General features: G+C 59.5%; 19 protein-coding genes, 1 tRNA gene and 2 pseudogenes. 11 read left to right on the plus strand and 11 right to left on the minus strand.

Annotated features, from left to right (window positions below):
- Positions 1-534: 534 nt before the first annotated feature.
- On the plus strand, positions 535-3,375 hold the full coding sequence (locus IB244_RS10005) for a ribonuclease E/G (RefSeq protein WP_192304100.1): 2,841 nt from the start codon (positions 535-537) through the stop codon (positions 3,373-3,375).
- A 57-nt stretch (positions 3,376-3,432) separates the two neighbouring features.
- Here IB244_RS10005 and IB244_RS10010 read toward each other — a convergent pair whose 3' ends face one another.
- From IB244_RS10010 to IB244_RS10020, 3 genes and pseudogenes are all read right to left on the minus strand, one after another.
- Positions 3,433-4,164, minus strand: coding sequence for an NYN domain-containing protein (locus tag IB244_RS10010; protein WP_192304102.1), 732 nt, complete (start codon positions 4,162-4,164; stop codon positions 3,433-3,435).
- 154 nt (positions 4,165-4,318) lie between these two features.
- Positions 4,319-5,517, minus strand: a pseudogene (locus tag IB244_RS10015) (IS256 family transposase).
- 253 nt (positions 5,518-5,770) lie between these two features.
- On the minus strand, positions 5,771-6,874 hold the full coding sequence (locus IB244_RS10020) for a COX15/CtaA family protein (RefSeq protein WP_192304104.1): 1,104 nt from the start codon (positions 6,872-6,874) through the stop codon (positions 5,771-5,773).
- Positions 6,875-6,987: 113 nt separating this feature from the next.
- Here IB244_RS10020 and IB244_RS10025 point away from each other — a divergent pair, with 113 nt between their 5' ends.
- Together IB244_RS10025 and IB244_RS10030 are read left to right on the plus strand one after the other, a co-directional pair.
- A complete protein-coding gene (locus IB244_RS10025) occupies positions 6,988-7,197 on the plus strand; it encodes a DUF2842 domain-containing protein (RefSeq protein ID WP_018859831.1) in 210 nt (69 codons plus the stop codon).
- Positions 7,198-7,315: 118 nt separating this feature from the next.
- Positions 7,316-8,563 carry a GNAT family N-acetyltransferase gene (locus IB244_RS10030; protein ID WP_192304106.1) on the plus strand — a complete coding sequence of 416 codons (1,248 nt, stop codon included), beginning with the start codon at positions 7,316-7,318 and terminating at the stop codon, positions 8,561-8,563.
- On the opposite strand, the gene IB244_RS10035 is transcribed toward IB244_RS10030, so the two are convergent.
- Positions 8,564-10,708 (minus strand): GumC family protein, encoded by a 2,145-nt coding sequence (locus IB244_RS10035; protein WP_192304108.1) that lies wholly within the window; start codon positions 10,706-10,708, stop codon positions 8,564-8,566. It abuts the gene before it with no gap.
- A 193-nt stretch (positions 10,709-10,901) separates the two neighbouring features.
- On the opposite strand from IB244_RS10035, the gene IB244_RS10040 reads away from it, so the two are divergent.
- The 5 genes and pseudogenes from IB244_RS10040 to IB244_RS10060 all read left to right on the plus strand — a co-directional run bounded on the left by IB244_RS10040 (position 10,902) and on the right by IB244_RS10060 (position 15,740).
- Positions 10,902-11,477, plus strand: a complete 576-nt coding sequence (locus IB244_RS10040; protein ID WP_192304110.1) for a polysaccharide biosynthesis/export family protein — start codon at positions 10,902-10,904, stop codon at positions 11,475-11,477.
- Positions 11,478-11,483: 6 nt separating this feature from the next.
- A pseudogene (locus IB244_RS10045) lies at positions 11,484-12,468 on the plus strand (glycosyltransferase); the annotation flags it as partial.
- Between the two features lie 149 nt (positions 12,469-12,617).
- On the plus strand, positions 12,618-14,177 hold the full coding sequence (locus tag IB244_RS10050) for an undecaprenyl-phosphate glucose phosphotransferase (protein WP_192304112.1): 1,560 nt from the start codon (positions 12,618-12,620) through the stop codon (positions 14,175-14,177).
- Positions 14,174-15,436, plus strand: a complete 1,263-nt coding sequence (locus IB244_RS10055) for an O-antigen ligase family protein (protein ID WP_192304114.1) — start codon at positions 14,174-14,176, stop codon at positions 15,434-15,436. The genes IB244_RS10050 and IB244_RS10055 overlap by 4 nt, the downstream gene beginning before the upstream one ends.
- Positions 15,437-15,446: 10 nt before the next feature.
- The gene (locus IB244_RS10060; protein ID WP_018116340.1) at positions 15,447-15,740 is read left to right on the plus strand and encodes a DNA-binding protein; all 294 of its coding nucleotides are present in this window, start codon (positions 15,447-15,449) and stop codon (positions 15,738-15,740) included.
- Between the two features lie 24 nt (positions 15,741-15,764).
- On the opposite strand, the gene IB244_RS10065 is transcribed toward IB244_RS10060, so the two are convergent.
- The 3 genes from IB244_RS10065 to IB244_RS10075 all read right to left on the minus strand — a co-directional run bounded on the left by IB244_RS10065 (position 15,765) and on the right by IB244_RS10075 (position 16,664).
- Positions 15,765-15,977, minus strand: coding sequence for a hypothetical protein (locus IB244_RS10065; protein ID WP_018859824.1), 213 nt, complete (start codon positions 15,975-15,977; stop codon positions 15,765-15,767).
- Positions 15,978-16,154: 177 nt separating this feature from the next.
- Positions 16,155-16,370 carry a hypothetical protein gene (locus IB244_RS10070; protein WP_029792597.1) on the minus strand — a complete coding sequence of 72 codons (216 nt, stop codon included), beginning with the start codon at positions 16,368-16,370 and terminating at the stop codon, positions 16,155-16,157.
- Positions 16,371-16,587: 217 nt separating this feature from the next.
- A tRNA-Pro gene (locus IB244_RS10075) sits at positions 16,588-16,664 on the minus strand.
- A gap of 469 nt (positions 16,665-17,133) precedes the next feature.
- On the opposite strand from IB244_RS10075, the gene IB244_RS10080 reads away from it, so the two are divergent.
- From IB244_RS10080 to IB244_RS10090, 3 genes are all read left to right on the plus strand, one after another.
- Positions 17,134-17,511, plus strand: coding sequence for a hypothetical protein (locus IB244_RS10080; RefSeq protein ID WP_037090569.1), 378 nt, complete (start codon positions 17,134-17,136; stop codon positions 17,509-17,511).
- Positions 17,512-17,760: 249 nt separating this feature from the next.
- Entirely contained in the window at positions 17,761-18,123 is a 363-nt protein-coding gene (locus tag IB244_RS10085; RefSeq protein ID WP_246734398.1) for a CAP domain-containing protein, read from the plus strand.
- A 168-nt stretch (positions 18,124-18,291) separates the two neighbouring features.
- Positions 18,292-18,444 carry a hypothetical protein gene (locus IB244_RS10090; RefSeq protein ID WP_018116344.1) on the plus strand — a complete coding sequence of 51 codons (153 nt, stop codon included), beginning with the start codon at positions 18,292-18,294 and terminating at the stop codon, positions 18,442-18,444.
- Between the two features lie 4 nt (positions 18,445-18,448).
- Here the strand turns inward: IB244_RS10090 and IB244_RS10095 are convergent, their stop codons facing one another.
- The 4 genes from IB244_RS10095 to IB244_RS10110 all read right to left on the minus strand — a co-directional run bounded on the left by IB244_RS10095 (position 18,449) and on the right by IB244_RS10110 (position 21,417).
- Positions 18,449-19,114 carry an HAD family hydrolase gene (locus tag IB244_RS10095; RefSeq protein ID WP_018859821.1) on the minus strand — a complete coding sequence of 222 codons (666 nt, stop codon included), beginning with the start codon at positions 19,112-19,114 and terminating at the stop codon, positions 18,449-18,451.
- 125 nt (positions 19,115-19,239) lie between these two features.
- Positions 19,240-19,782: a MerR family transcriptional regulator gene (locus tag IB244_RS10100; RefSeq protein WP_018859820.1), complete on the minus strand. Its 543-nt coding sequence runs from the start codon at positions 19,780-19,782 to the stop codon at positions 19,240-19,242.
- Between the two features lie 217 nt (positions 19,783-19,999).
- A complete protein-coding gene (locus IB244_RS10105) occupies positions 20,000-20,338 on the minus strand; it encodes an integration host factor subunit alpha (RefSeq protein ID WP_007531489.1) in 339 nt (112 codons plus the stop codon).
- 107 nt (positions 20,339-20,445) lie between these two features.
- Complete coding sequence (locus IB244_RS10110; RefSeq protein ID WP_026372141.1) at positions 20,446-21,417, minus strand: beta-ketoacyl-ACP synthase III; 972 nt, start codon at positions 21,415-21,417, stop codon at positions 20,446-20,448.
- Positions 21,418-21,419: the final 2 nt, after the last annotated feature.

Raw genomic sequence — 21,419 nt, forward strand, 5'->3', positions numbered from 1 at the left:
CTTAATCCCCGACTTTGTATGCCTTCCAAAATCCATCAATATTATGGCACATTTGGCTTTTCCCTTGCTATTGTGACAGAGAAAACATACAAGGATTTTTAGGGTAGAAGTGCTGACGGGATAGAGTCGCCTGCACGGCAGCCAAACCGCAAGGGAACTGGCGCCACAACCGGCAATCGTCCGCCGTCTTATGTGTTTCCACTCGAAATTGGATCCTGAATTTTCCGGCGTATGCGGGAACTTCATCGGTGGATAGCCACCAACCGCTCTTTACAGAGAGAGCAAACTCATCGGACCTGAACAAGGTCTTAGTTTTGTCGATCTCGCTTGGTCTTTGATGGTGTCGCAGCAGGTTTTATCTGAAGTCTACAGGCCCCGGGAGAACATCTCCCCCGCTGCTGTCTGGCTGCTGCCTTCCACACCGCACCAATCGCGACTTTCATTATCCGGCGCTGCAACGACGAGCCGCCTCTCCTCTGTCTCTTCGACACAAGGGGATGCCGACGTTCGGCCGCGCCGAGGAGCACAGCTTACATGGCAGACAAGATGCTTATCGACGCGTCTCACGAGGAAGAGACGCGCGTTGTTGTCGTTCGCGGAAACCGCATAGAAGAATTTGACTTCGAGTCACAGCACAAGAAGCAGATCCGCGGCAACATCTACCTCGCAAAGGTAACGAGGGTTGAACCCTCGCTGCAGGCCGCGTTCGTTGATTACGGCGGCAACCGGCACGGCTTTTTGGCCTTTGCCGAAATTCACCCCGACTACTACCAGATCCCGCTTGCCGATCGTCAGGCCCTGCTTCGCGCCGAAGCTGAAGAGCATCGCCGCGACGACGACGTCGAACACGTCGAGACGGCGCCGGTCGATCTCTCCACCCAGGAACAGCCCGAGGTTGGCGTAGCCGCAACTGCCGAAGCGCCGGCAGCGGAAGCCGCTCCCGAAGAAGACGGTGCCGTAGCAACCGAAACGGTCGAGGCCGTTGCGGAAGTCGCCGAGGAAGCACCCGCCAAGAAGGCAAAGCCCCGCCGCAGCCGCAAGAAGGTGGCGCCGGCTGCTGAAGCGCCTGCCAGCGACGAGGCTGCCAGCGAAGCCACCGCCGACAACGACGATGAAGGCTCGTCGGGCAACGAGATGGCCGCAATGGTCGAGACCGACTCGATCTCCGAAGAGGTCGACGCCCGCCGCCGCAGCGATGACGACGATGACGACGATCACGACCACGAAGAGGAAGTGATCGAATCCGTCGGCGCCGAAGACGCCATGGAGGAGGTTCCCGATCGCGTCCAGCGCAAGCCGCGCAAGCAATATCGTATCCAGGAAGTCATCAAGCGCCGCCAGATCCTGCTGGTGCAGGTGGCAAAGGAAGAGCGTGGCAACAAGGGCGCTGCCCTGACGACCTATCTTTCGCTGGCCGGTCGCTACTCCGTCCTCATGCCGAACACGGCGCGTGGCGGCGGCATCTCCCGCAAGATCACCAATCCGCAGGACCGCAAGCGCCTGAAGGAAATCGCGCGTATGCTCGAAGTCCCGCAGGGCATGGGCGTCATCCTGCGCACCGCCGGCGCGAATCGAACCAAGGTCGAGGTCAAGCGCGACTTCGAATATCTGATGCGCCTGTGGGAGAACGTCCGCACGCTGACGCTGCAGTCGACCGCTCCCTGCCTCGTGTATGAGGAAGGCTCGCTCATCAAGCGCTCGATCCGTGACCTCTACAACAAGGATATCGGCGAGATCATCGTTGCCGGCGAGGAAGGCTATCGTGAAGCGAAAGACTTCATGAAGATGTTGATGCCGAGCCACGCCAAGGTGGTTCAGCCCTATCGCGACATCCACCCGATCTTCTCGCGCTCCGGCATTGAGGCTCAGCTCGACCGCATGCTGCAGCCGCAGGTAACGCTGAAGTCGGGCGGCTACCTGATCATGAACCAGACCGAAGCGCTGGTTTCGATTGACGTCAACTCCGGCCGCTCGACGCGCGAGCACTCGATCGAGGACACTGCTCTGCAGACCAACCTCGAAGCGGCGGAAGAAATCGCTCGCCAGCTTCGTCTGCGCGACCTTGCCGGCCTGATCGTCATCGACTTCATCGACATGGAAGAAAAGCGCAACAACCGCGCTGTCGAGAAGAAGCTGAAGGAATGCCTGAAGAACGATCGCGCGCGCATTCAGGTCGGCCGTATCTCGCATTTCGGTCTTCTGGAAATGTCGCGCCAGCGCATCCGCGCATCCGTTCTTGAATCGACGACGCAGGTCTGCTCGCATTGCGGCGGTACCGGCCACGTCCGTTCGCAGTCCTCCGTTGCTCTGCATGTCCTGCGCGGCATCGAGGAGTACCTGCTCAAGAACACCACGCACAACATCACGGTTCGCACGACGCCTGATATTGCGCTGTACCTGCTCAACCACAAGCGGCAGACGATCGTCGACTACGAAGCCCGCTTCGGTGTGTCGATCATTATCGACGCGGATGGCTCGGTCGGCTCGCAGCACTTTGCGATCGACCGCGGCGAGCCGGTCGAGAACCCGGTCAAGATCGAGACCCTGTTCAACTTTGCTGCCATCCCCGATGACGAAGACGACGATATCGTGGTCGAAGTCGACGAGGAGGAAGAAGAGGAACTGGGGGCCAAGCCGGCCGCAGCCGAACGTCCGGCTCAGCGCGCCGAAGGCGATGGCGAGGGCCGCAAGCGCAAGCGTCGCCGTCGTCGTCGCGGCCGCAACGGCAATGGCGAGGCGGTTGCTCCCGACAGCGTTTCGGCTGATGCGGTGGAAGGCGACCAGATCGACAGCGATGACGAGGAAGAAGGTGACGAAGGCGTTGCCGCCACCTCGGAAACGCGTGACGAAGGTGATGAGAGCCAGCGCCGCAAGCGCCGCCGTCGCGGCAAGCGCGGCGGCCGCCGCAACCGCGAGGAAGGCGGCGAGCAGGAGGCTTCTGCAGCGGAAGCGGCAGATGACGATGCCGAAGATGGTGAGACGGAAGTGACCACCGTCGAGGTGATCGAAGCCGCCGCCGAGGAAGCAGTCGAAGCTCAGCCGGCGATGGCCGCTGTTGAAACGGGCGCCTCGGTTACGGAAGACGTAAAGCCGAAGCGTGCACGTCGCAGCCGCAAGGCATCGCCGGTCGAAGAGCCTGTCGTCGAAGAAGCATCGACGGAGGCAGCACCGGCCGCGGAAGCCGAAGTCGAGGCTGTATCCGCAGACCTGGCTACGCCCGCAGTCGAAGAATCGAAGCCTGTGCGCGCCAACAGGGAGTCGAACATCTCCTCGTCTGAACCAACGGTTAAATCGACGCGCAGCGATGCTGCCGAGACCGAAGGTGACGGCAAGCCGAAAAAAGCTGGCTGGTGGCAGCGCCGCGGTTTTTTCTAAGACTGATTTTCGGCGATAAGTAACAGGATCCGACTGCGGTGACGCAGCCGGATTTTTTTATGCTTTTGGCGATGGCTGTTTCACCCGGATACGGAGCGGCTTGCCTTCGACAGTGTTCATGTCGAACCCGTTCGTCTTCTTGACGAGGTCGCTTAGCTTCCGGAAGCCATATGTCCGAGGATCGAAGTCCGACGCCAGATTTGCGAGCTGCGCTCCAACCGCACCGAGCGATACCCATCCATCTTCACTCTCCATCTGAGCGATGACCTTCTTGATGACGGGCGTCGCTGCGCTCGGCTGGCGTAGGGAGGGCGCTTGCGTAACCTCGCTGCCGTTTGATTTGACCGTGGGCACCAGGTTTTCGGTATAGATGAATCGACGGCATGCCTGCCGGAAACTCTCCGGTGTCTTCTGCTCGCCAAATCCGAAAACATCGATGCCCTGCTCACGGATTCGCGAGGCAAGTCGCGTAAAATCGCTGTCCGAGGATACAAGACAAAAGCCGTCGAAACGGCCACTGTGCAGCAGGTCCATGGCATCAATGACAAGAGTGATGTCGGAAGCATTCTTGCCGGTCGTGTACGCGAATTGCTGCTGAGGGACTATCGCGTGTCGCGCCAGCACGTCGTTCCATGCTTTTGAACAGGAACTGGTGAAGTCGCCATAAATGCGCCGAACGCTTGCCTCGCCGATCTTGGCTATCTCCTCGAATAAGCCAGCAGCGATTCTTGCGGAAGTGTTGTCAGCATCGATAAGTACGGCCAGTCGTGGCGAGCGGGGTTCGGGCATTCAACGGCTCCAGTCCCTCTTGATAGACCCAACGTCCACCATCAACGAACCGACCATTTCTTGCAACCAGTAGTAATAAAACCGGGATCGTGTCCACTGCAGTGGTGTAACTGGACGGCTCTGGTCCCATGCTCTCCGGCGTGAGCCGGACTGATCAACGTGCCACTGCCGGCAAGCTGATCAGAGGATCATCGCTCATCTGGCCGATGGTTTCTAGGGTCATGTAACGAGCCCGCTGCACGGCCCACTCGTCATTTTGTTCGAGCAGCAATGCGCCAACGAGGCGGACGATGGCGTCGTCGTTGGGGAAGATGCCGACGACCTCTGTGCGTCGCTTGATTTCGCCGTTGAGCCTCTCAAGGGAATTGATCGAATGGAGCTTGACGCGGTGCTCCTTTGGAAAGCTCATATAGGCGAGGACGTCGTGTTCGGCCTCATCCATGATGGCGGCGAGCTTCGGTACCTTCGGGCGGATTTGGTCGGCGACGGCGCGCCACTGCAGGCTTGCAGCCTCTGCCGTCTCCTGGGCAAAGGCGGTGGCGATGAATGCCGACACGACGCGGCGGCCACTCTTTCCGGCATGCGCCAGCACGTTGCGGGCAAAATGAACCCTGCAGCGCTGCCAGGTCGCGCTGAGAACCTTGGAGGTTGCCGCCTTGATCCCTTCGTGGGCATCGGAGACGACGAGCCTGACGCCGCGCAGGCCGCGCCTTGTCAGCTTGCGCAGGAACTCCGTCCAGATCGGCTCGGCTTCCGAGGTGCCGACCTCCATGCCCAGAACCTCGCGCCGACCATCGGTGTTGACGCCGACGGCGATGATGACTGCAACGGAAACGATCCGGCCGCCACGGCGCACCTTGAGGTAAGTCGCATCGACCCAGAGGTATGGCCAGTCGCCTTCGATCGGTCGGTCCAGGAAAGCCTTCACTTTGCCGTCGATCTCCTCACACAGTCGACTGACCTGGCTCTTGGAGACACCGCTCATGCCCATTGCCTTAACCAGGTCGTCGACCGAGCGGGTCGAGATGCCCTGGATGTAGGCCTCCTGAATGACGGCTGTCAGCGCCTTCTAGCCATGCGCCGTGGCTCCAGGAACGAAGGGTAATAGGTGCCCCTCCTGAGTTTGGGAATGCGCAGTTCGACGGTCCCGGCCCGCGTCTCCCAGTCCCGGTCGCGATACCCGTTGCGCTGGGCCATGCGCAACGGGTTCTTCTCGCCATAAGCGGCACCGGCGGAGGCCCCCACCTCCATCTCCATTAATCGCTCGGCGGCGAAGCCGATCATCTCCCGCAAAATATCGGCGGCGGGGGTCTTCTCTACGAGCGTGCGCAGGTTCATCATGACATCGGTCATCGGTGGTTCCTTCCAATCAGGTTGGTGTCAGCAACCCGACTTTACCGGAGAACTTCGATGACCGCCGCTCGCTCGCTACAGCGCTGATGAGGGCGCGCTCCCGAGCGGCTTCTCTACCGCCGAACTACACCACTCGGCGGGACACGACCAAAACCGGTAAACAACACGTCGACGGCCTCAAATGAGGCTGGCGGCATTTGCCATATGATGCTTGACGTTCGAACGGGACTTTCGCTGATCCCAGCGACGCGCCTTAGTCCCGCTCGGCAATCATGGTCTCGCGCGGATACTCTCCATAGAACCCCCGCCAATTGGCGATGGCGAAGCCAAAGACCACCAGCGCTCCCGCCTGATGCAGCAGCCCCCAATGAAGAGGGACCTGCAGCAGCAAGGTCGCGATACCAATCGCCGCCTGTATTGTCACCAGAACAAACAGGACGACGGCGCGCCGGGCATGCGTCGTGGAGGGCGCTGCAGTCAGAGCTATGATCATGTTGATCAGCGTCAGCGCAAAAAGGGTGTAGGCGCCCAGCCGATGAACGAACTGCACGGTCTTGGGGTTCTCGAAGAAATTGATCCAGGCCGGTTGCTGGATCAGCAGATCCGAGGGCACGACGGCGCCATCCATCAATGGCCAGGTATTATAGGTGAAGCCGGCGTCGAGGCCTGCGACGAGCGCTCCGAGGTAGATCTGGAAAAGCGCAAACGCCGCGATTGCGCCCGCCCAGACATGCGAGCCTTGTGTGGGCGCCTTGTCATCGGAGTGAGGGGAAAGCCCTCGCATGATCCACATGCAGGACGCGAAGATAAGACAGGCCATGATCAGGTGCGTTGCCAACCTGTATTGGCTGACGTCGGTTCGGACGGAGAGTCCTGACGACACCATCCACCAGCCGATCGCACCCTGCAGTCCACCCAGCATGAGAATTCCGAAGAGCGGCCAACGCAACCGTCTCTCCACCTTTCCCGCCAACCAGAAATAGAGCAGCGGCAGCGCGAAGATGACACCAATGCCACGTGCGATCAGGCGATGGGCCCATTCCCACCAAAAGATGCCCTTGAACTCGTCGACCGTCATTCCGCTGTTCATCTGCTGATATTCGGGAATGCGCTGATAGAGCCTGAACTCCTCGTCCCACTGCGCGGCGCTGAGAGGCGGAATGACACCATGGATCGGCTTCCATTCGGTGATCGAAAGCCCCGAATTCGTGAGCCGGGTGGCTCCGCCGATGATCACAAGACAGAACAGCGCCAGGAGCACAAAGCCCAGCCAGATGCGAACGGCCCGGCGATTGCCATCCTGCCGGCGTATCTCACGCAGTATTTGCTGTTCGGTGGTCAAGTTCGCGATCGCCATGGCTGCTCCTTACGTACGGTAGTTGATTTGCCTGAGCGGCTCATGCAAAACAAGCCCCGAACCTTTGCGGCATGCCGTCGCGGCAATCGGAACACCAGTTTGAAAGATATTTGATGCCTGTCCGCCTCCGCAAATTCATCGGTACGATCCTGATCGTCGTGCTCGTGCTCGCCTATGCGCTGCTCGCAAACACGATTGCGGTCGCCACGCTCGGTGACGCGCCATGGTGGGGCCAGCTGCTGTACTTTTTATTGACCGGCCTGCTGTGGGTGCTGCCCGCGATGGTCATCATCAAATGGATGGCCGGGCCGAAGCAGCAGTGATCCGTTAACGACGGGATAACCGTGATCGATGGAAAGCAAGGTTTAGCGCCGCTCATAAACCAAATGGACGTTCCGTTGGACTATTCTTCGCGCCTGCAAGTCAGTCCGGAGAAAATCAGTGCAGGCGCAGAAGCTTCCTGTTTCAGATAGGGCACACCATTCAACGGAACCCGACGCCGGTATTTCCGAATGGCTGGCGCCGGATGCGCAGCTTGGGGCGGCAGAACTCGACATCGCCGTCCTGGATAGCTTGGCGCCGCTGGAGACCGTTTGGCGCGCGCTCGATTGCGACAACCTGAATTCTCTTCACCAAGGCTATGACTGGTGCATGGCGTGGACCAAGGCCTTCGGACACCAACTGTCGATCGTCTGGGGCAGGATTGGCGGAGAGACTGCATTCATTCTACCGCTAGAGATAACCAGCTTTCATGGCTTCCGGACCGCCAGATTTATCGGCGCCGATCACAGCAACATCAACACCGGCCTCCTCTCAACGCGCTTCATTGAACTTGCCGACAATCTGGAGCCTCAAAAGCTTGCGATGTCTCTGCGCCGTGCTCTGGCCGGACGCGCCGATCTTCTGCTGCTGCAGAATGTTCCGTTGGAATGGCGCGGCCGACGCAATCCCCTGGCATTATTGCCGATGGTCCAGAACCAGAATCACGCCTACCAGCTTCCACTTCTCGACAAGATGGAGTCGACGCTTCAACAGGTGAATGCCAAGGGCCGACGCAAGAGGTTCCGGGCGCAGCTGCGGCGTTTTGAGGCGCTCGGTGGCTTCGACTACATCTCCAGCGGCACCCCGGATGAACAACACCAGTTGCTCGATCGCTTCTTCGAACAGAAACGTGAGCGTCTCAAGGCGCTCGGGTCGCCTGACGTATTTGCAGACCCGGAGACCAAAGCGTTCCTGCACGGCGCCATCGACATCCGCGACCGCGACCGCGACCGCGGGATGGTGGGACTGGAAATGCACGCAATCCGCCTGAAGGGCGAACATGACGGCCGCATCGCCGCGCTCGCCGGTCTTTCTCGCAAAGGCGACCACATCATCTGCCAGTTCACCGCCTTCGATGAAAGCGCGGCGCCGGAGACGAGCCCTGGCGAATTTCTGTTTTGGCAGATGGTAGCCGGCCAGCACGGCAAGGGCGTAAGACTGTTCGATTTCGGCCTTGGCGACCAGCGATACAAACGCTCATGGGCGCCTGTAGAGACTGAGCATCATGACGTCGTTCTGCCGCTTTCGCTCCGCGGCACCGTGGGTGCCGCAATGCACCGGGCCATCACGCGCGGCAAAGGCTTCATCAAGTCTCAACAGAGGCTCTACGCCGTGGCCCAGCGCCTGCGCCGCGTTATCGGCGTTTGATTACGCGGCACGCCGCGAGATTGGGTTCTCGATGGACTCGTTGCTATCGGACATCAGAACGACGCGTTCATAACCGGCGGCTTCGAACTCGGTCATGACAGTCACGAACTCCTGCTCGACGATCTCAGGCATCGAGAGAATGATCTCGACATCCTTGCTTTGGGTCAGCCTGGAAACGCCGGCCACGTCGGCGGCGCCGCATTCCACCATCACCAAATCATAGGCCGAGATCAAAGCGTCCAGCAGCAGAGACAAGCGATCGGCACCGCGCATTGCCCGGCGCGGATCGCTGATGCCCTGCGGAATGAAATGCGCGTCTGAGCGGCTGTCGCCGTGGATCGTATCGCCAAAGGCTGCATCGCCGCAGAGCAGATCGGTTATGCCGAGCATCTTGCGGTTCTCAGCCATGAGGTTTGTCGGCAGACCGGAACCGGTCATGTCGACCAGAATGACCCGCGAGCCGTCCTCAGCCAACTTGCGCACAAGGGACACGGTCGCCGCCGAGCCGTCGTCGCCGGTTGGAGAAATGGCGATAGCCAGAGGCGCCCTGCTACCTCGAAGGTAGTCCGAGACGGATGCAATCGAGAATTCGTTTGTTTCAACGATTTTCTCGTCCTCAGCCTGTTCGGCCACCGGCTCGTCGTCTGCGGGCGTGGCCAACAGGCTCGGTGTGCCCACGCGATTGACGGAGCCGGTGGTCGCTGATTGAGGTTCCCCATCCTCGCGCTCTTCCTCTTCGCTTAGCCCAACCGGGCGGAGCGCCCGGCCGCTGAAGAGTTCGGCGAGCATGATCACAATGGACGTCATGATGAAAGTTGCGAAGGCCGCAACGATGACGATCGGCAGAACCTTCGGGAAATAGGGATCGACGGGCTGTATGGCCTTCGACACGATGCGGGCGTCGGCCGGGCTTGAGTTCTTGTCGGCGCGCGAGGCGGCCTCCCGGTAGCGAGAGAGATAGGTCTCCAGAAGCTGGCGCTGCGCGGTCGCTTCACGCGTCAAGGCGTTGAGGCCAACCTCGTCCTCGCCGGCCTGGGCGCTGTTCGCCTTCAGACTGTCGACCTGCTGCTCCAGTTCCTTTTGGCGAACAGCAGCGACCTTCGCTTCGTTTTCGATGCTTGCAAGGATCTTCTGCGTCTCCTGGCGAATCTGGACCTTGATATCCGAAAGCTGCGCGCGGAGGCTTTTGAGGCGGGGATGGTTGTTGAGCAACGACGTCTGCAGGTCGGATATCTGCGACTGCAGCCCCGACTCCGTGCTCTTCAGTCGCTGGATCGACTGAGACGACATGATGTCCTGCAGCGTGTCGGACGGCTCACCTGACGAGAGAGCATTGCGGACGGACTGGGCACGCGCCTCGGCGTTTGCGCGATCTCCCCGGACCCGGGTGAGCTCAGCCGAAATGTCGTTCAATTGCTGTGTCGCGAAATTCGAGCCGCCGTTGGTCGGAAGCAGTCCGTGCTCAGCACGGTATTCCGCCACCTTCTGCTCGGCGTCATTGACCTTCTGGCGGAGGTTTTCGATCTCGGGCTCCAGCCAGCGCGTTGCCTCGGAATTCGAGTCCAGCTTGGCGCCGCTCTGCGTGGCGAGATAGACCGCCGCCATCGCGTTCGGGATTGTCGCCGCGAGCTTGGGATCCTTCGACGTAAAGGTAATGCCGATCACCCGCGATCCCGGCACCTGATAGACTTGCAGCCGCTCGGTGAAAGCGTCGATCACGCGCTCTTCGGGGGGATTTTCATATGGATTCTTCTTGAGGTGAAGGGCGACCAGGATGTCGGTGAGCGCCGAGCCATTCGCGGCAGCGTCGAATTCCGGCAAATCGTAGAGCTTCTGGCCGTTGATGACCTGCTTGATGAGATCCGCGGACTGCAGCAGCTGCACCTGGCTTGCAATGTTGAGCTCGTCCAGCAACGGACCAGCATTGGTGTCGTTCACCTGCGCATTGGCGAAAGCAGGAGCACGCGGCTCGATCAGGATGCGCGTTTCGCTTCGGTATTTGGGGGAGATCATCTTGGCGCCCGTGAAGGCGACCCCTGCCCCCAACGCAATAATCGCCAGAGCCTTTAGCCGGCGCGCCCAGACGGCGCGGACCAATTGTCCGAGATCGATGTCCACATCCTGATTACCCGATACGCCGGACATGCTGGTACTCCGAGAACAAACGTGGCCGCGAGGGTAAATGACTATAGTAACCCAACGGTTAATGCTTGCTCGGGCAATCCCGACGACATGTCGACTGGCCGAAGCCAAAAAAAATCGGCGCTTTTTACCGACCATTAACCCTAACGGATTGATAACGGCTGAGACCTATTTCGTTTTCCGATGAGCAGACGCGATGCCTTTCGCACAGCCCAAGTTCTTGATGGCTCTGAGCCTCGCCGCCATGACTGCGGGCGTGAGCGGCTGCAATAGCTACAAGCCTGCCCCCCAGGCTTTCAATCAGGCGACGATCCAGCCCTATTCGCTTGATAGCGGCGACCGGCTGCGCATCACCGTGTTCGACCAGCCAAGCATGACCAACACTTATACGATCGACCAGGCCGGCTATATCGCCTTCCCGCTCATCGGGCAGGTGCCGGCTCGTGGACGGACGCTGCAGCAGTTGTCGGGCCAGATCGCGCAGAAGCTGAGACAGGGCTACCTGCGGGACCCTGATGTCACGATCGATGTCGACCGCTATCGCTCGATCTTCGTCATGGGCGAAGTCGGTCAATCCGGCCAATACGCCTACGTTCCGGGAATGACGGTGCAGAATGCCGTTGCCATTGCCGGCGGCTTTACGTCGCGCGCCAACCAGGGCGCTGTCGACGTAACCCGGAAGGTCAATGGGCAAGTGATCACAGGTCGCGTCAACATCTCTTCGGCGATCGTCGCCGGCGACACGATCTACGTTCGCGAACGACTGTTCTGATCCTCGATGACCGAACAGCCCCCCCTCCGCATCCTCCATTGCTTCAGATCACCGGTCGGCGGAATTTTCCGCCATGTCCGCGATCTGGTGTTGGAGCACAGCAAGGCGGGGCACGAAGTCGGCATTCTTTGCGACAGCTCAACGGGCGGCGAGCATGAAGACCGCTTGTTCGACGAGATTCGTCCCTACCTGGCGATGGGATTGACCCGCATGCCCATGCGGCGGCACGTCAGCCTCTCCGACATCGGAGTGATCTGGGATACGTACAAGAATATTAAAAGTTTGCGGCCGGATGTGCTGCACGGTCACGGCGCCAAAGGCGGTGTGCTCGCGCGGCTTGCCGGCTCGGCCTTGCGGGTAAACAGGTATCGCGTAGCCCGCCTCTATACTGCGCATGGTGGAAGCCTGCATTATTCTCCGAGGTCGCTCGTAGGGCAATTCGTGCTCCGCATGGAGCGTCTGCAGGAGTACTTCACGGACGCCCTCGTCTTCATCTGCGAGTACGAGCGCGAAGCCTATACGAGGAAGGTCGGGCGGCCGCGAACGGAAACGCGGCTGATCTACAATGGCCTTGCGGAGCGCGATTTCGAGCTCATCCCAACGCGTTCGGATGCCGTGCATTACATCTACGTCGGCATGCTGCGGGACCTAAAGGGTCCCGATCTCTTTGTGGAGGCCTTCGCGAAGGCGGAGCGCATTCTCGGACGCCCACTTTCGGCCGTGATGGTCGGCGACGGGCCCGAGCGCGAAGCATGCTGATGCGCTTGCCCAAACCACGCTCGATTGCCGGCGATGCGCGTTCAGCAGGCGTTCGCGATGTCACAGAACCTGGTCGTTCCGTCGCGCGCTGAAGCCATGCCATACATCGTGCTCGAGGGTCTCGGCGCCGGGAAGACCATCATCGCAACTCGCGTCGGCGGAATTCCAGAGGCGCTGGGCAAAGACAGCCCTGCACAACCCCGAGGATACCGACGATCTCGCACGCGCCATGGCGGACGCGATCCGCATCCCAACGATGTCCTGAAATTGTACCACGACCTCCTGGATCCCCAATCGAAGCAAGCTATTGCTCTTGCTTCGTAAAAGTTTTCTTAGGGGCTTTCTGTTATTGCCGGCGTGATAACCAGCGGCGGTAGCCACATGAACAAGGCAGAGAAAAGCGAGCAGTTTGACCTGGAAGCGCTGCGGAAGCAGGTTTCCGACATCCATCGACGCGACGAAGGCGCGGATGGAACGGTTCAACCGGAGCCGATCAACGCCTATGCCCGTCAGATCGCCGAGCAATTCAGCACCGGAAACCGCTCGCCGGCCATCATTATCGGTCAGTTCCGACTTTTTGAATTCGCCTCACAGTTTCTCGTCGGGTTGCTTGCATTCCTCTTCTGGCCCGGGAGCGGGGGCGAAACCCTTGCAGGGCGGGCGATCGCTGCCACCGTTGTTGCGGCACTCCTCGTCAGTGCGCTCCAGACGGCCGACACCTACTCCATCCCAGCGCTCCGCGCCCGCATGCGCCTGCTGCCGCGAGTCCTTGCCGTGTGGGCATCCGTCTTCCTGATTGTCACGGCTGCAAGCGTACTCTCCGGCAACATCGGCCGGGCACAGCCGCAAGCACATTTTGCGTGGTTCATTGCCGGCGCAATCGTCCTCCTCGCCGCTCGCTTGTTGACGGCCTACGGTATCCGCAACTGGTCACGCAATGGCATCATGGAGCGCCGCGCGGTGATCGTCGGTGGCGGGGCACCGGCCAAGGAGTTGATCCGCATTCTCGAACAGCAACCCGACAACGACATCCGGATCTGTGGCATTTTCGACGACCGCGGCGAGAAACGGTCGCCGATCATGGTCGCCGGCTATCCGAAGCTCGGAACGGTCGCCGAACTGGTCGAGTTTGTACGCATTACCCGTATCGATATGCTGATCATTTCCCTGCCGCTTAGCGCGGAGGCCCGCATCCTGCAGCTGCTGAAGAAGCTTTGGGTGCTGCCGGTCGACATTCGCCTTGCCGCGCACGCAAATCGCCTGCGCTTTCGCCCGCGTGCCTATTCGCACATCGGGTCTGTCCCGATGCTCGATATCTTCAACAAGCCGATCAGGGACTGGGACTCGGTTGCCAAGCGCTGTTTCGACATTGTCTTTACGCTGCTCGCCCTGGCGCTCCTCTGGCCGATCATGCTTGCAACGGCAATCGCCATCAAGGTCACCTCGAAGGGGCCGGTCTTCTTCATGCAGAACCGTCATGGCTTCAACAACGAGATCATCAGGATCTTCAAGTTTCGCTCAATGTATGCCGACAAGGGTGACCCCACCGGACGTGCCGCGGTCACCAAAGGCGATCCACGCGTCACACCCGTCGGACGCTTCATCCGCAAGAGTTCGATCGATGAACTGCCGCAGCTTTTCAACGTGTTGAAGGGTGACATTTCGCTGGTTGGCCCGCGCCCACATGCCATTCTGGCCCAGGCGAAGGACCGCCTCTTCGGCGACGTCGTGGAAGGCTATTTCGCGCGTCACCGCGTGAAGCCCGGGGTGACGGGTTGGGCGCAGATCAACGGCTGGCGCGGCGAGGTCGATCACGACGACAAAATCAAGTTCCGGACCGCCTACGATCTCTACTATATCGAGAACTGGTCGCTCTGGTTCGATCTGAAAATCCTGTTCCTCACGCCCTTCCGGTTGTTCAATACGGAAAACGCCTATTGAACGCGGCCTCGGCGACACATCTTCGCGTTGCTCAACCGCAACGAGCAACGGTGCGGCTGATCGGTTCGGCGATGGTTGCCTTTGGTGTCTTTCTCTCCGGCTTCGTTATCGATGAGCCGGCGCCCTACGAGCTGTGGATGGCCGCCCTTCTCGGCATCTGGTTCATCCTCGGTCTCAGGATTTCACGCTTCACAGCGCCGCTGCTTGCCCTGCTGCTTGCCTTCAACATCGGCGGCATGCTCTCGCTGACCCAGATGACGGACCTCGGGACCGGGCCAATGTATGTCGCGGTCTCGACGTTCCTCGCATTGACTGCGATCTTCTATGCCGCGATCGTCGAGGACAGCCCTCGGCGCCTGCCGCTCATCTTCAATGCCTGGGCGTTCGCCGCCGTTATCACCTCCCTGCTCGGGATACTCGGCTATTTTCACGCCTTCCCCGGCGCAGAGGTCTTCACGCTCTACGATCGTGCCAAAGGCGCCTTCCAGGACCCGAACGTATTTGGCCCATTCCTGATCCCGCCATCGCTCTACCTTGTCCACGGCATTCTTGTCGGCAATCTGAGGACGTCGCCGATCAAAGCGGTAGCGCTCTTGATCCTGGCACTGGGCGTTTTCTTGTCGTTCTCGCGTGCGGCCTGGGGCCTCTTTGCCGCCGGGATTCTCCTGCTGATCTTCTGCATGCTACTCAAGGAACGCAGCGGCGCGTTTCGACTGCGCATCCTGATTCTGTCGCTTGCGGCGATCATGTTGCTGGTTGCGTCGCTGGTCGTCGCGTTGCAGTTCCCGAAGGTCAGTGCGCTCTTTTCGACGCGCGCCCAGCTCGTGCAGCAGTATGACGGTGAGCACCTCGGTCGCTTCGAGCGCCACCGCATCGGCTTCACGATGATGATGGAACGACCGCTCGGAATCGGTCCGCTGGTCTTCGGCACGATGTTTCCGGAGGATGAGCACAATGTCTGGCTGAAGTCGCTGACGAGCTACGGCTGGCTTGGCTTTGTCAGTTACGTCACCATGCTCTGCTGGACAATCTATCTCGGGTTCAGGAACCTGCTGAAGGATCGGCCTTGGCAGCCCTATCTGATGATCGCGTGGATCGGAGTGCTAGGGCATGTGGCAATCGGAAACGTCATCGACATCGATCACTGGCGACATGTCTATCTGCTTTTCGGTGTGGTCTGGGGCTGCGCCGCGCTGGAACAGCGCCATAGACGCAATGGCGCTTCACATCGGGCTTGCGAACGAGCGCCGACGCGCTAGTCTTTGATTCATGATCACAGCGACACAAATGCGCGGCGCCCGCGCGATGACCGGAATGAGCATCGAGCAACTGGCAACCGCCTCAGGTCTGCCCGCTGCCACCATCGAAATAATGGAGCGCGATGAGCGGGAAGGCGAGCCGCATGCGCTGCTCGCGGTCAAACAAGCGCTGGAGGCGGCGGGCATCATCTTCATCGCCAGCGGCAACCATGACGAAGGCGGACCGGGCGTCAGGCTGCGAGCACGTACCGGGATCGACGAAGGGATCCGCCCGGAAAATCTCAACGCGGCAAACGACGACTAGTCGGGCGCTCTTCAGGTTCCGAAATTACAAATAAGCCCTTGCGAGGGCGGCAAGCTTGCCCTTGTCCCTAACGCCCTGTCGGTAGAGCTGGATCAGGAGCGCGCCGATGACTTCGGCAGCCGGTGTATCGCGCGCAAGTCCCCTGTCCCGGCAGACATCGTCAAGTACTCCGGACAGGAGGTCTAGATCATCCGAGAAAAGTGGCAGGTCACGTGGAAGAACTGGGGATTTAAGCATCACGCCACAGGTTCCATGAGGGCTAATGACACCACTAGCATTGACGTCGACCGCCCATCCATAGCCGACGATGCGGGCACTATGCGCCCGAGCCGGTGATTTATCAACCGAACATTTCCAACGGAAACATATATGTGAACGGCGTGTTTCAGGCCGGTCTGATGGGCGACTTCCGCCTCAATTTTTCAGCCGCTCAAAGGCAAGCTGCGAATAGATTGAGTCCTCGATGATGACCGTTGCGCCGACCTTGACCAGATAGGTCTCGGCGAGGTCCGTCAGTGCCAGTGCGACTTCCTGTTCCGACCAGCCCGACGATATGGCCTTCTCGACCAGAGCCTCGAAGGACTCCGCCAGAGCTTCCCGGCATGTTTCGCTTGCCTCGCGGTTGGCCATAGGTCGTCCACCAACAGTTGTCGAACATATATTACATGAAACTAATAATTATTCGAGTGATTAAGAAATTTTTCTATCAGCGATATATCCGTGCTGCCCCGACATCAGAAACACTGACAGGAAAAGGGCAACTGCGTCGCAGTTGATTTTCGGCAAGGCTAGCCATGAGAGAGAGATCACCATCGGCTGCTGGGGGTGCCGAAGGTTACTATGTAAATGGTCGGGGCGACTGGACTCGAACCAGCGACCCCTTGACCCCCAGTCAAGTGCGCTACCGGGCTGCGCTACGCCCCGACCTGCCGAAACGGCCTGATCCTGTTAGTATTTTGGAATTTCCGGCGCAAGGGAAAAATCATGCATGAGGAATAAAAAGGAACGAAAGCCGGGGATAGGTGGGCTTGCAACAGAAGTTCCACGGCAGTTCCGCTGCCGTCCGTGAGACCTGCGTCTCACAGCAAATCAGGCCAGCGAGCGTCTTTTGCATGTCGGCAATCAAATATGTGCGGTCCCTCCGATAAAAGATGCGCGCACTCAGAGTGGCGATCGCAATCGAAACGCTTGCCGGCAGTGACGAAAGGCTTTGAACGCGAGGCTTGACTAGAGGCAAAGAGAGTCACAAACTTCTGAATTGTAAGTAGCCTGTTTCGGACCCCGGCTCATAGTTCCCATCGAGATACGTCGAAGTACTGGCTTGATTTAGCAACTGCTAGAAGAGATTTTCTTGGCGGGGGGCCTGTCGTTTGACGCCCTCATGGGGGAGCACATGAAGAGAATCATGATCGCCGGCCTTTTGTTGCTTAGTTCCTGCGGAAGCGTCACTCAGCAGACAATCCCGTATACCCTCTCGGAGGGCGAGGTTTCTGCCATTCAGAACACAGTTCGAAGCTACCTCAAAGATCCCTCCAGTGCGACGTTCAAGAGCATGATGGCGGCACAGAGACAGCCCGGGATCGTCTATGTTTGCGGCATAGTGGACTCCAAGAACAAGGGCGGTGCCTTCACTGGCGGAGAGCCCTTCGCCGGTGTTTTGAGAAACACAAGTGCGACGGGAAGAGCGGCCTTTTCGTTTACCCTGACGGCCCAAGGCAGCGCACAAACAAACTTCAACAATATGTGCCGGCAGAATGGGGTCGTCAGCTGACGCTTGTCCTCTGAGCGTCTCCTGACATCACCCAGCTGGCCAGCTCGTTGGAATCTACATTTCGGCTCGACATCGAAAATCGAGGCGTCATGCCCGTTTATGGTTGCCTGGATCGTTTGCTTTGTGTCTGCTCAGGCCCGCCAAAGGCGAATTCTTGCCAAGATGGAAAATCCGACAATGAAGACGCTACAGACAATAGCAATTGTGGTTCTGAGTTCGGCATGCATTAGCGCAGCGCAACCACCAACGATGACAGGCGATTTTGGCTCCCAGACGCTCGCTCTCATCAATTCGTATAGGGCGAGCCGTGGCCTGTCTCCCCTCGCCGCAAATCGCACTTTGAAAGCCCTGGCGCAGCAGCATAGCCGCTACCAGGCAGCTCGGCGAAGCATGAGCCACTATGGTTTCCGCCAGAGATCGGCTCAAGCCAGAGCCGCTGGGCTCAGTGTGGTATGTTCAGAGAATGTCGCGATGGGGTATACGACACCGCAGCAGCTTTTTGCTGGCTGGAGGCGCTCCTGGGGCCATAACACGAATCTGCTTCGACCTAATCTGCGATACGCGGGAGTGGCCACTGTCGGAGGCTACTCGACTTTCTTCGCTTGCCAGTAGCATCATCTCGATTTTGATTTTTGCCAACGCCGGGAAGTGTCAGTGCTCGGTCGTGGTCGAAAACGCTTGCTCGATCGGCCCTCCGCGAATAAGAAACCTCGGAAACGCGAGACTTTGGATAAGACCATGCAGATTGAGATCCCCTGCCCCAAATGCAGGAACACCCGAATGAAATTCGAGCGGCCCGAACCGCTCGACACCGATATCCTTACCTGCTTCACCTGCGGACATGAATTGGGAACGCTGGGTTCGGTAAAGGCAAAAATGATTGCTGCTTTCGAGCGCATGAAGAAGCAGGCGCAGCAACAGCGCAAGCACTAGCGCGCTATCTGACCAGCGCAACGCGCCCGTCTGGGCCGGTGTCGACACGCCACTCCCGATAGTCGGAGATCGAAAAGTGCGGCGTTGCGAACGGCGTCGTATGCGTCTCTGTGATGACTGTCACATCCGCGCCCGCCGCTTCGCCTGCGAGAATTCCGGCAACGGCATCTTCGAACACCAGGCATTTCGTCGGATCGACTCCGAGGCGCTTGGCCCCCAGCAGGTAGCACTCCGGGCTCGGTTTCCCGGCTACCACTTCTTCACCGCTCACCATCGCCACGGGCGTCGGAATGCCTGCGGCGGCCATGCGCCGCCGGGCGAGTTCGATCGGTGCCGAGGTTACGATCGCCCACTTTGCCGGTGGAATGCTGTTCAGGAAATCGATCGCGCCGGGGATCGAGACGATACCTCCAACGTCCTCCATCTCCTCCTTCAGTAGCTGCTTTGCCTCATACTCCGGATCGACGCCTGGCAACGCCAGCTGGCGAATGACGTCGGAGGCGCGAATGCCATGGATCGTCTTGAGGAAAACCTCTGGCTCGAGGCCATGCCGCATAGCCCATTCCGTCCAGACGCGTTCGACCACCGCGATCGAGTTCAAGAGCGTGCCATCCATATCGAACAGGAAGGCGTCATAGAATTTGCCGGGAACGGAATGAGACGCGGTCACGAAGGTTTCCTTGGTACTGACTGGGATTACGCTCGCCGCCGACTACGATGCGTTTGGCAGAGGCCGTCCGAACGCGCGGGCGATGCTTCACTAACTAAGCCATCGAGGCGCTCCGGTAAATTGGATCAGCGAACTTGATCCAACAGGCGCTTGCATTCGAGGAGATCGTAGAGTGCTTCCTGAAGCAGCGCTCGATCCTCCTTGCCGACGCTCGACTTGCCGATCGAGATTTCCGGGGATTCTTCATCGCCACCGCCGAAATTGAAGAAGCGGCGTGTGATCGGCGGCTTCGCGCGGCCAACCACCTGATCCTCCTCAGACATTCCGACCCGTGGCTCGGCCGCATCACCGCCCTCCGGCGGGCCGCCCGTCAGCGCCTGGACGCTGGCGAGATCGCCATGCCCGATGGAGATGACAAACTTGTTGCCGTTGGTCTTCAGAAGTTTCTGCACACCCTTGATGGTGTAGCCGTGATCATAGAGCAGGTGGCGAATGCCCTTCAGAAGATCAATATCCTCGGGCCTGTAGTAGCGGCGGCCGCCGCCGCGTTTCATCGGTTTGATCTGAGGAAACCGAGTCTCCCAGAAGCGCAGGACATGCTGTGGAAGGTCTAGGTCGTCCGCCACCTCGCTGATGGTGCGGAACGCATCGGGGCTCTTATCCAACATCCTTACTCCCTACGCGGTCTCGGGGTGCGCCGCGCGTCTGTTCGGCTGACAAGGCGCAGCTGTGTCTCACGAACGTCAGAACCGAGCCGCGACTCATCATATTTCAACGGTTTGACGCCGCGAATTCAAGTCACCTCTTGAATACCGCACAGATCGTTCAGGGAAGATTGCAGGTTGTTGTCGTCGAGCGAGAGGGACCTCCCTCTCCTCAGCCCAATCAGGAAGCCGGATTTGCGGCCTTCTGCTTGGTCTTGCGCAGAGTATGCGCCTTGAGGATCCGCGTCTTCAAGACATTGGAGGCCTTGAAGGTCATGACGCGTCGGGGAGAAATCGGTACTTCCTCGCCAGTCTTCGGATTGCGGCCGATGCGCTCATTCTTGTCGCGCACCTGGAACGTCGCAAAAGACGAGAGCTTGACGGTTTCGCCGCGAACAATCGCGTTACAAATCTCGTCAATGACAGTTTCCACGAGCTCAGCAGATTCGGTTCTTGAAAGACCGACCTTACGAAAAACTGATTCCGCCAGGTCTGCTCGCGTCACTGTCTTTCCGGTCATGGTTTCCCCGCCCATTTGCCAATTATATTATGAAAGCGGACAAAGAGTATTTGTCTTGCGCCTCACGGTCAAGCTCTTGTTCGTCGGTAGTTTTTTGGATTTTCGGGTTACCAGCGCAGGAGTGCTGCGCCCCAGGTGAAGCCGCCGCCCATCGCTTCCAACATCACCAGATCGCCTTCCTTGATCCGGCCGTCGCCAGCGGCCGTGGCCAGCGCGAGCGGAATCGACGCGGCAGACGTGTTGCCGTGGAGATCAACCGTAATGACTACTTTCTCAGGTGCAATATGCAACTTCTTGGCGGAACCGTCGATGATACGGCGATTGGCCTGGTGTGGCACGAGCCAGTCGAGATCGTCGGCGGTCGTTCCCGTGGCGTCGAAGGCGGCCTGAATGACGTCAGTGATCATGCCGACTGCATATTTGAAGACTTCGCGGCCCTCCATGCGCAGCTTCCCAACCGTGCCAGTCGTCGAGGGACCGCCATCCACATAGAGCTTCTCCTTGTGGGAGCCATCGGAACGCAGGTGCGCCGTCAGCACGCCACGATCAGCGGTCGTGCCCTTGCCCTCGGCAGCCTCCAGCACGATCGCCCCGGCGCCATCGCCAAAGAGGACACAGGTCGTGCGATCGTTCCAGTCGAGAATGCGCGAGAAGGTCTCGGCGCCGATTACCAGCACGCGCCTGGCGAGACCGCCCCTGATAAAGGCGTCGGCCGTTGTCACAGCATAGACGAAGCCTGTGCAGACGGCCTGTACGTCGAACGCAAAGCCATGGTGCATGCCCAGGCGGTTCTGGATATTGACGGCAGTCGCCGGGAATGTGTTGTCGGGCGTCGAGGTGGCACAGATGATAAGATCGATATCAGCTGGCGTCAGGCTTGCCTTGTCGAGCGCAGCACGCGCCGCAGCTTCGCCGAGCGACGATGTCGTCTCGCCCTCGCCCGCGATGTAGCGTTGGCGAATGCCCGTACGCTGGACAATCCATTCGTCCGATGTGTCCACGACATCTTCCATGTCGCGATTGGTCATAACGCGTTTCGGAAGTGCGGCTCCGAACCCGCGAACAACTGAACGGATCATAT

This window comes from Rhizobium sp. RHZ02, assembly GCF_014851575.1.
Lineage (GTDB): Bacteria > Pseudomonadota > Alphaproteobacteria > Rhizobiales > Rhizobiaceae > Rhizobium > Rhizobium altiplani.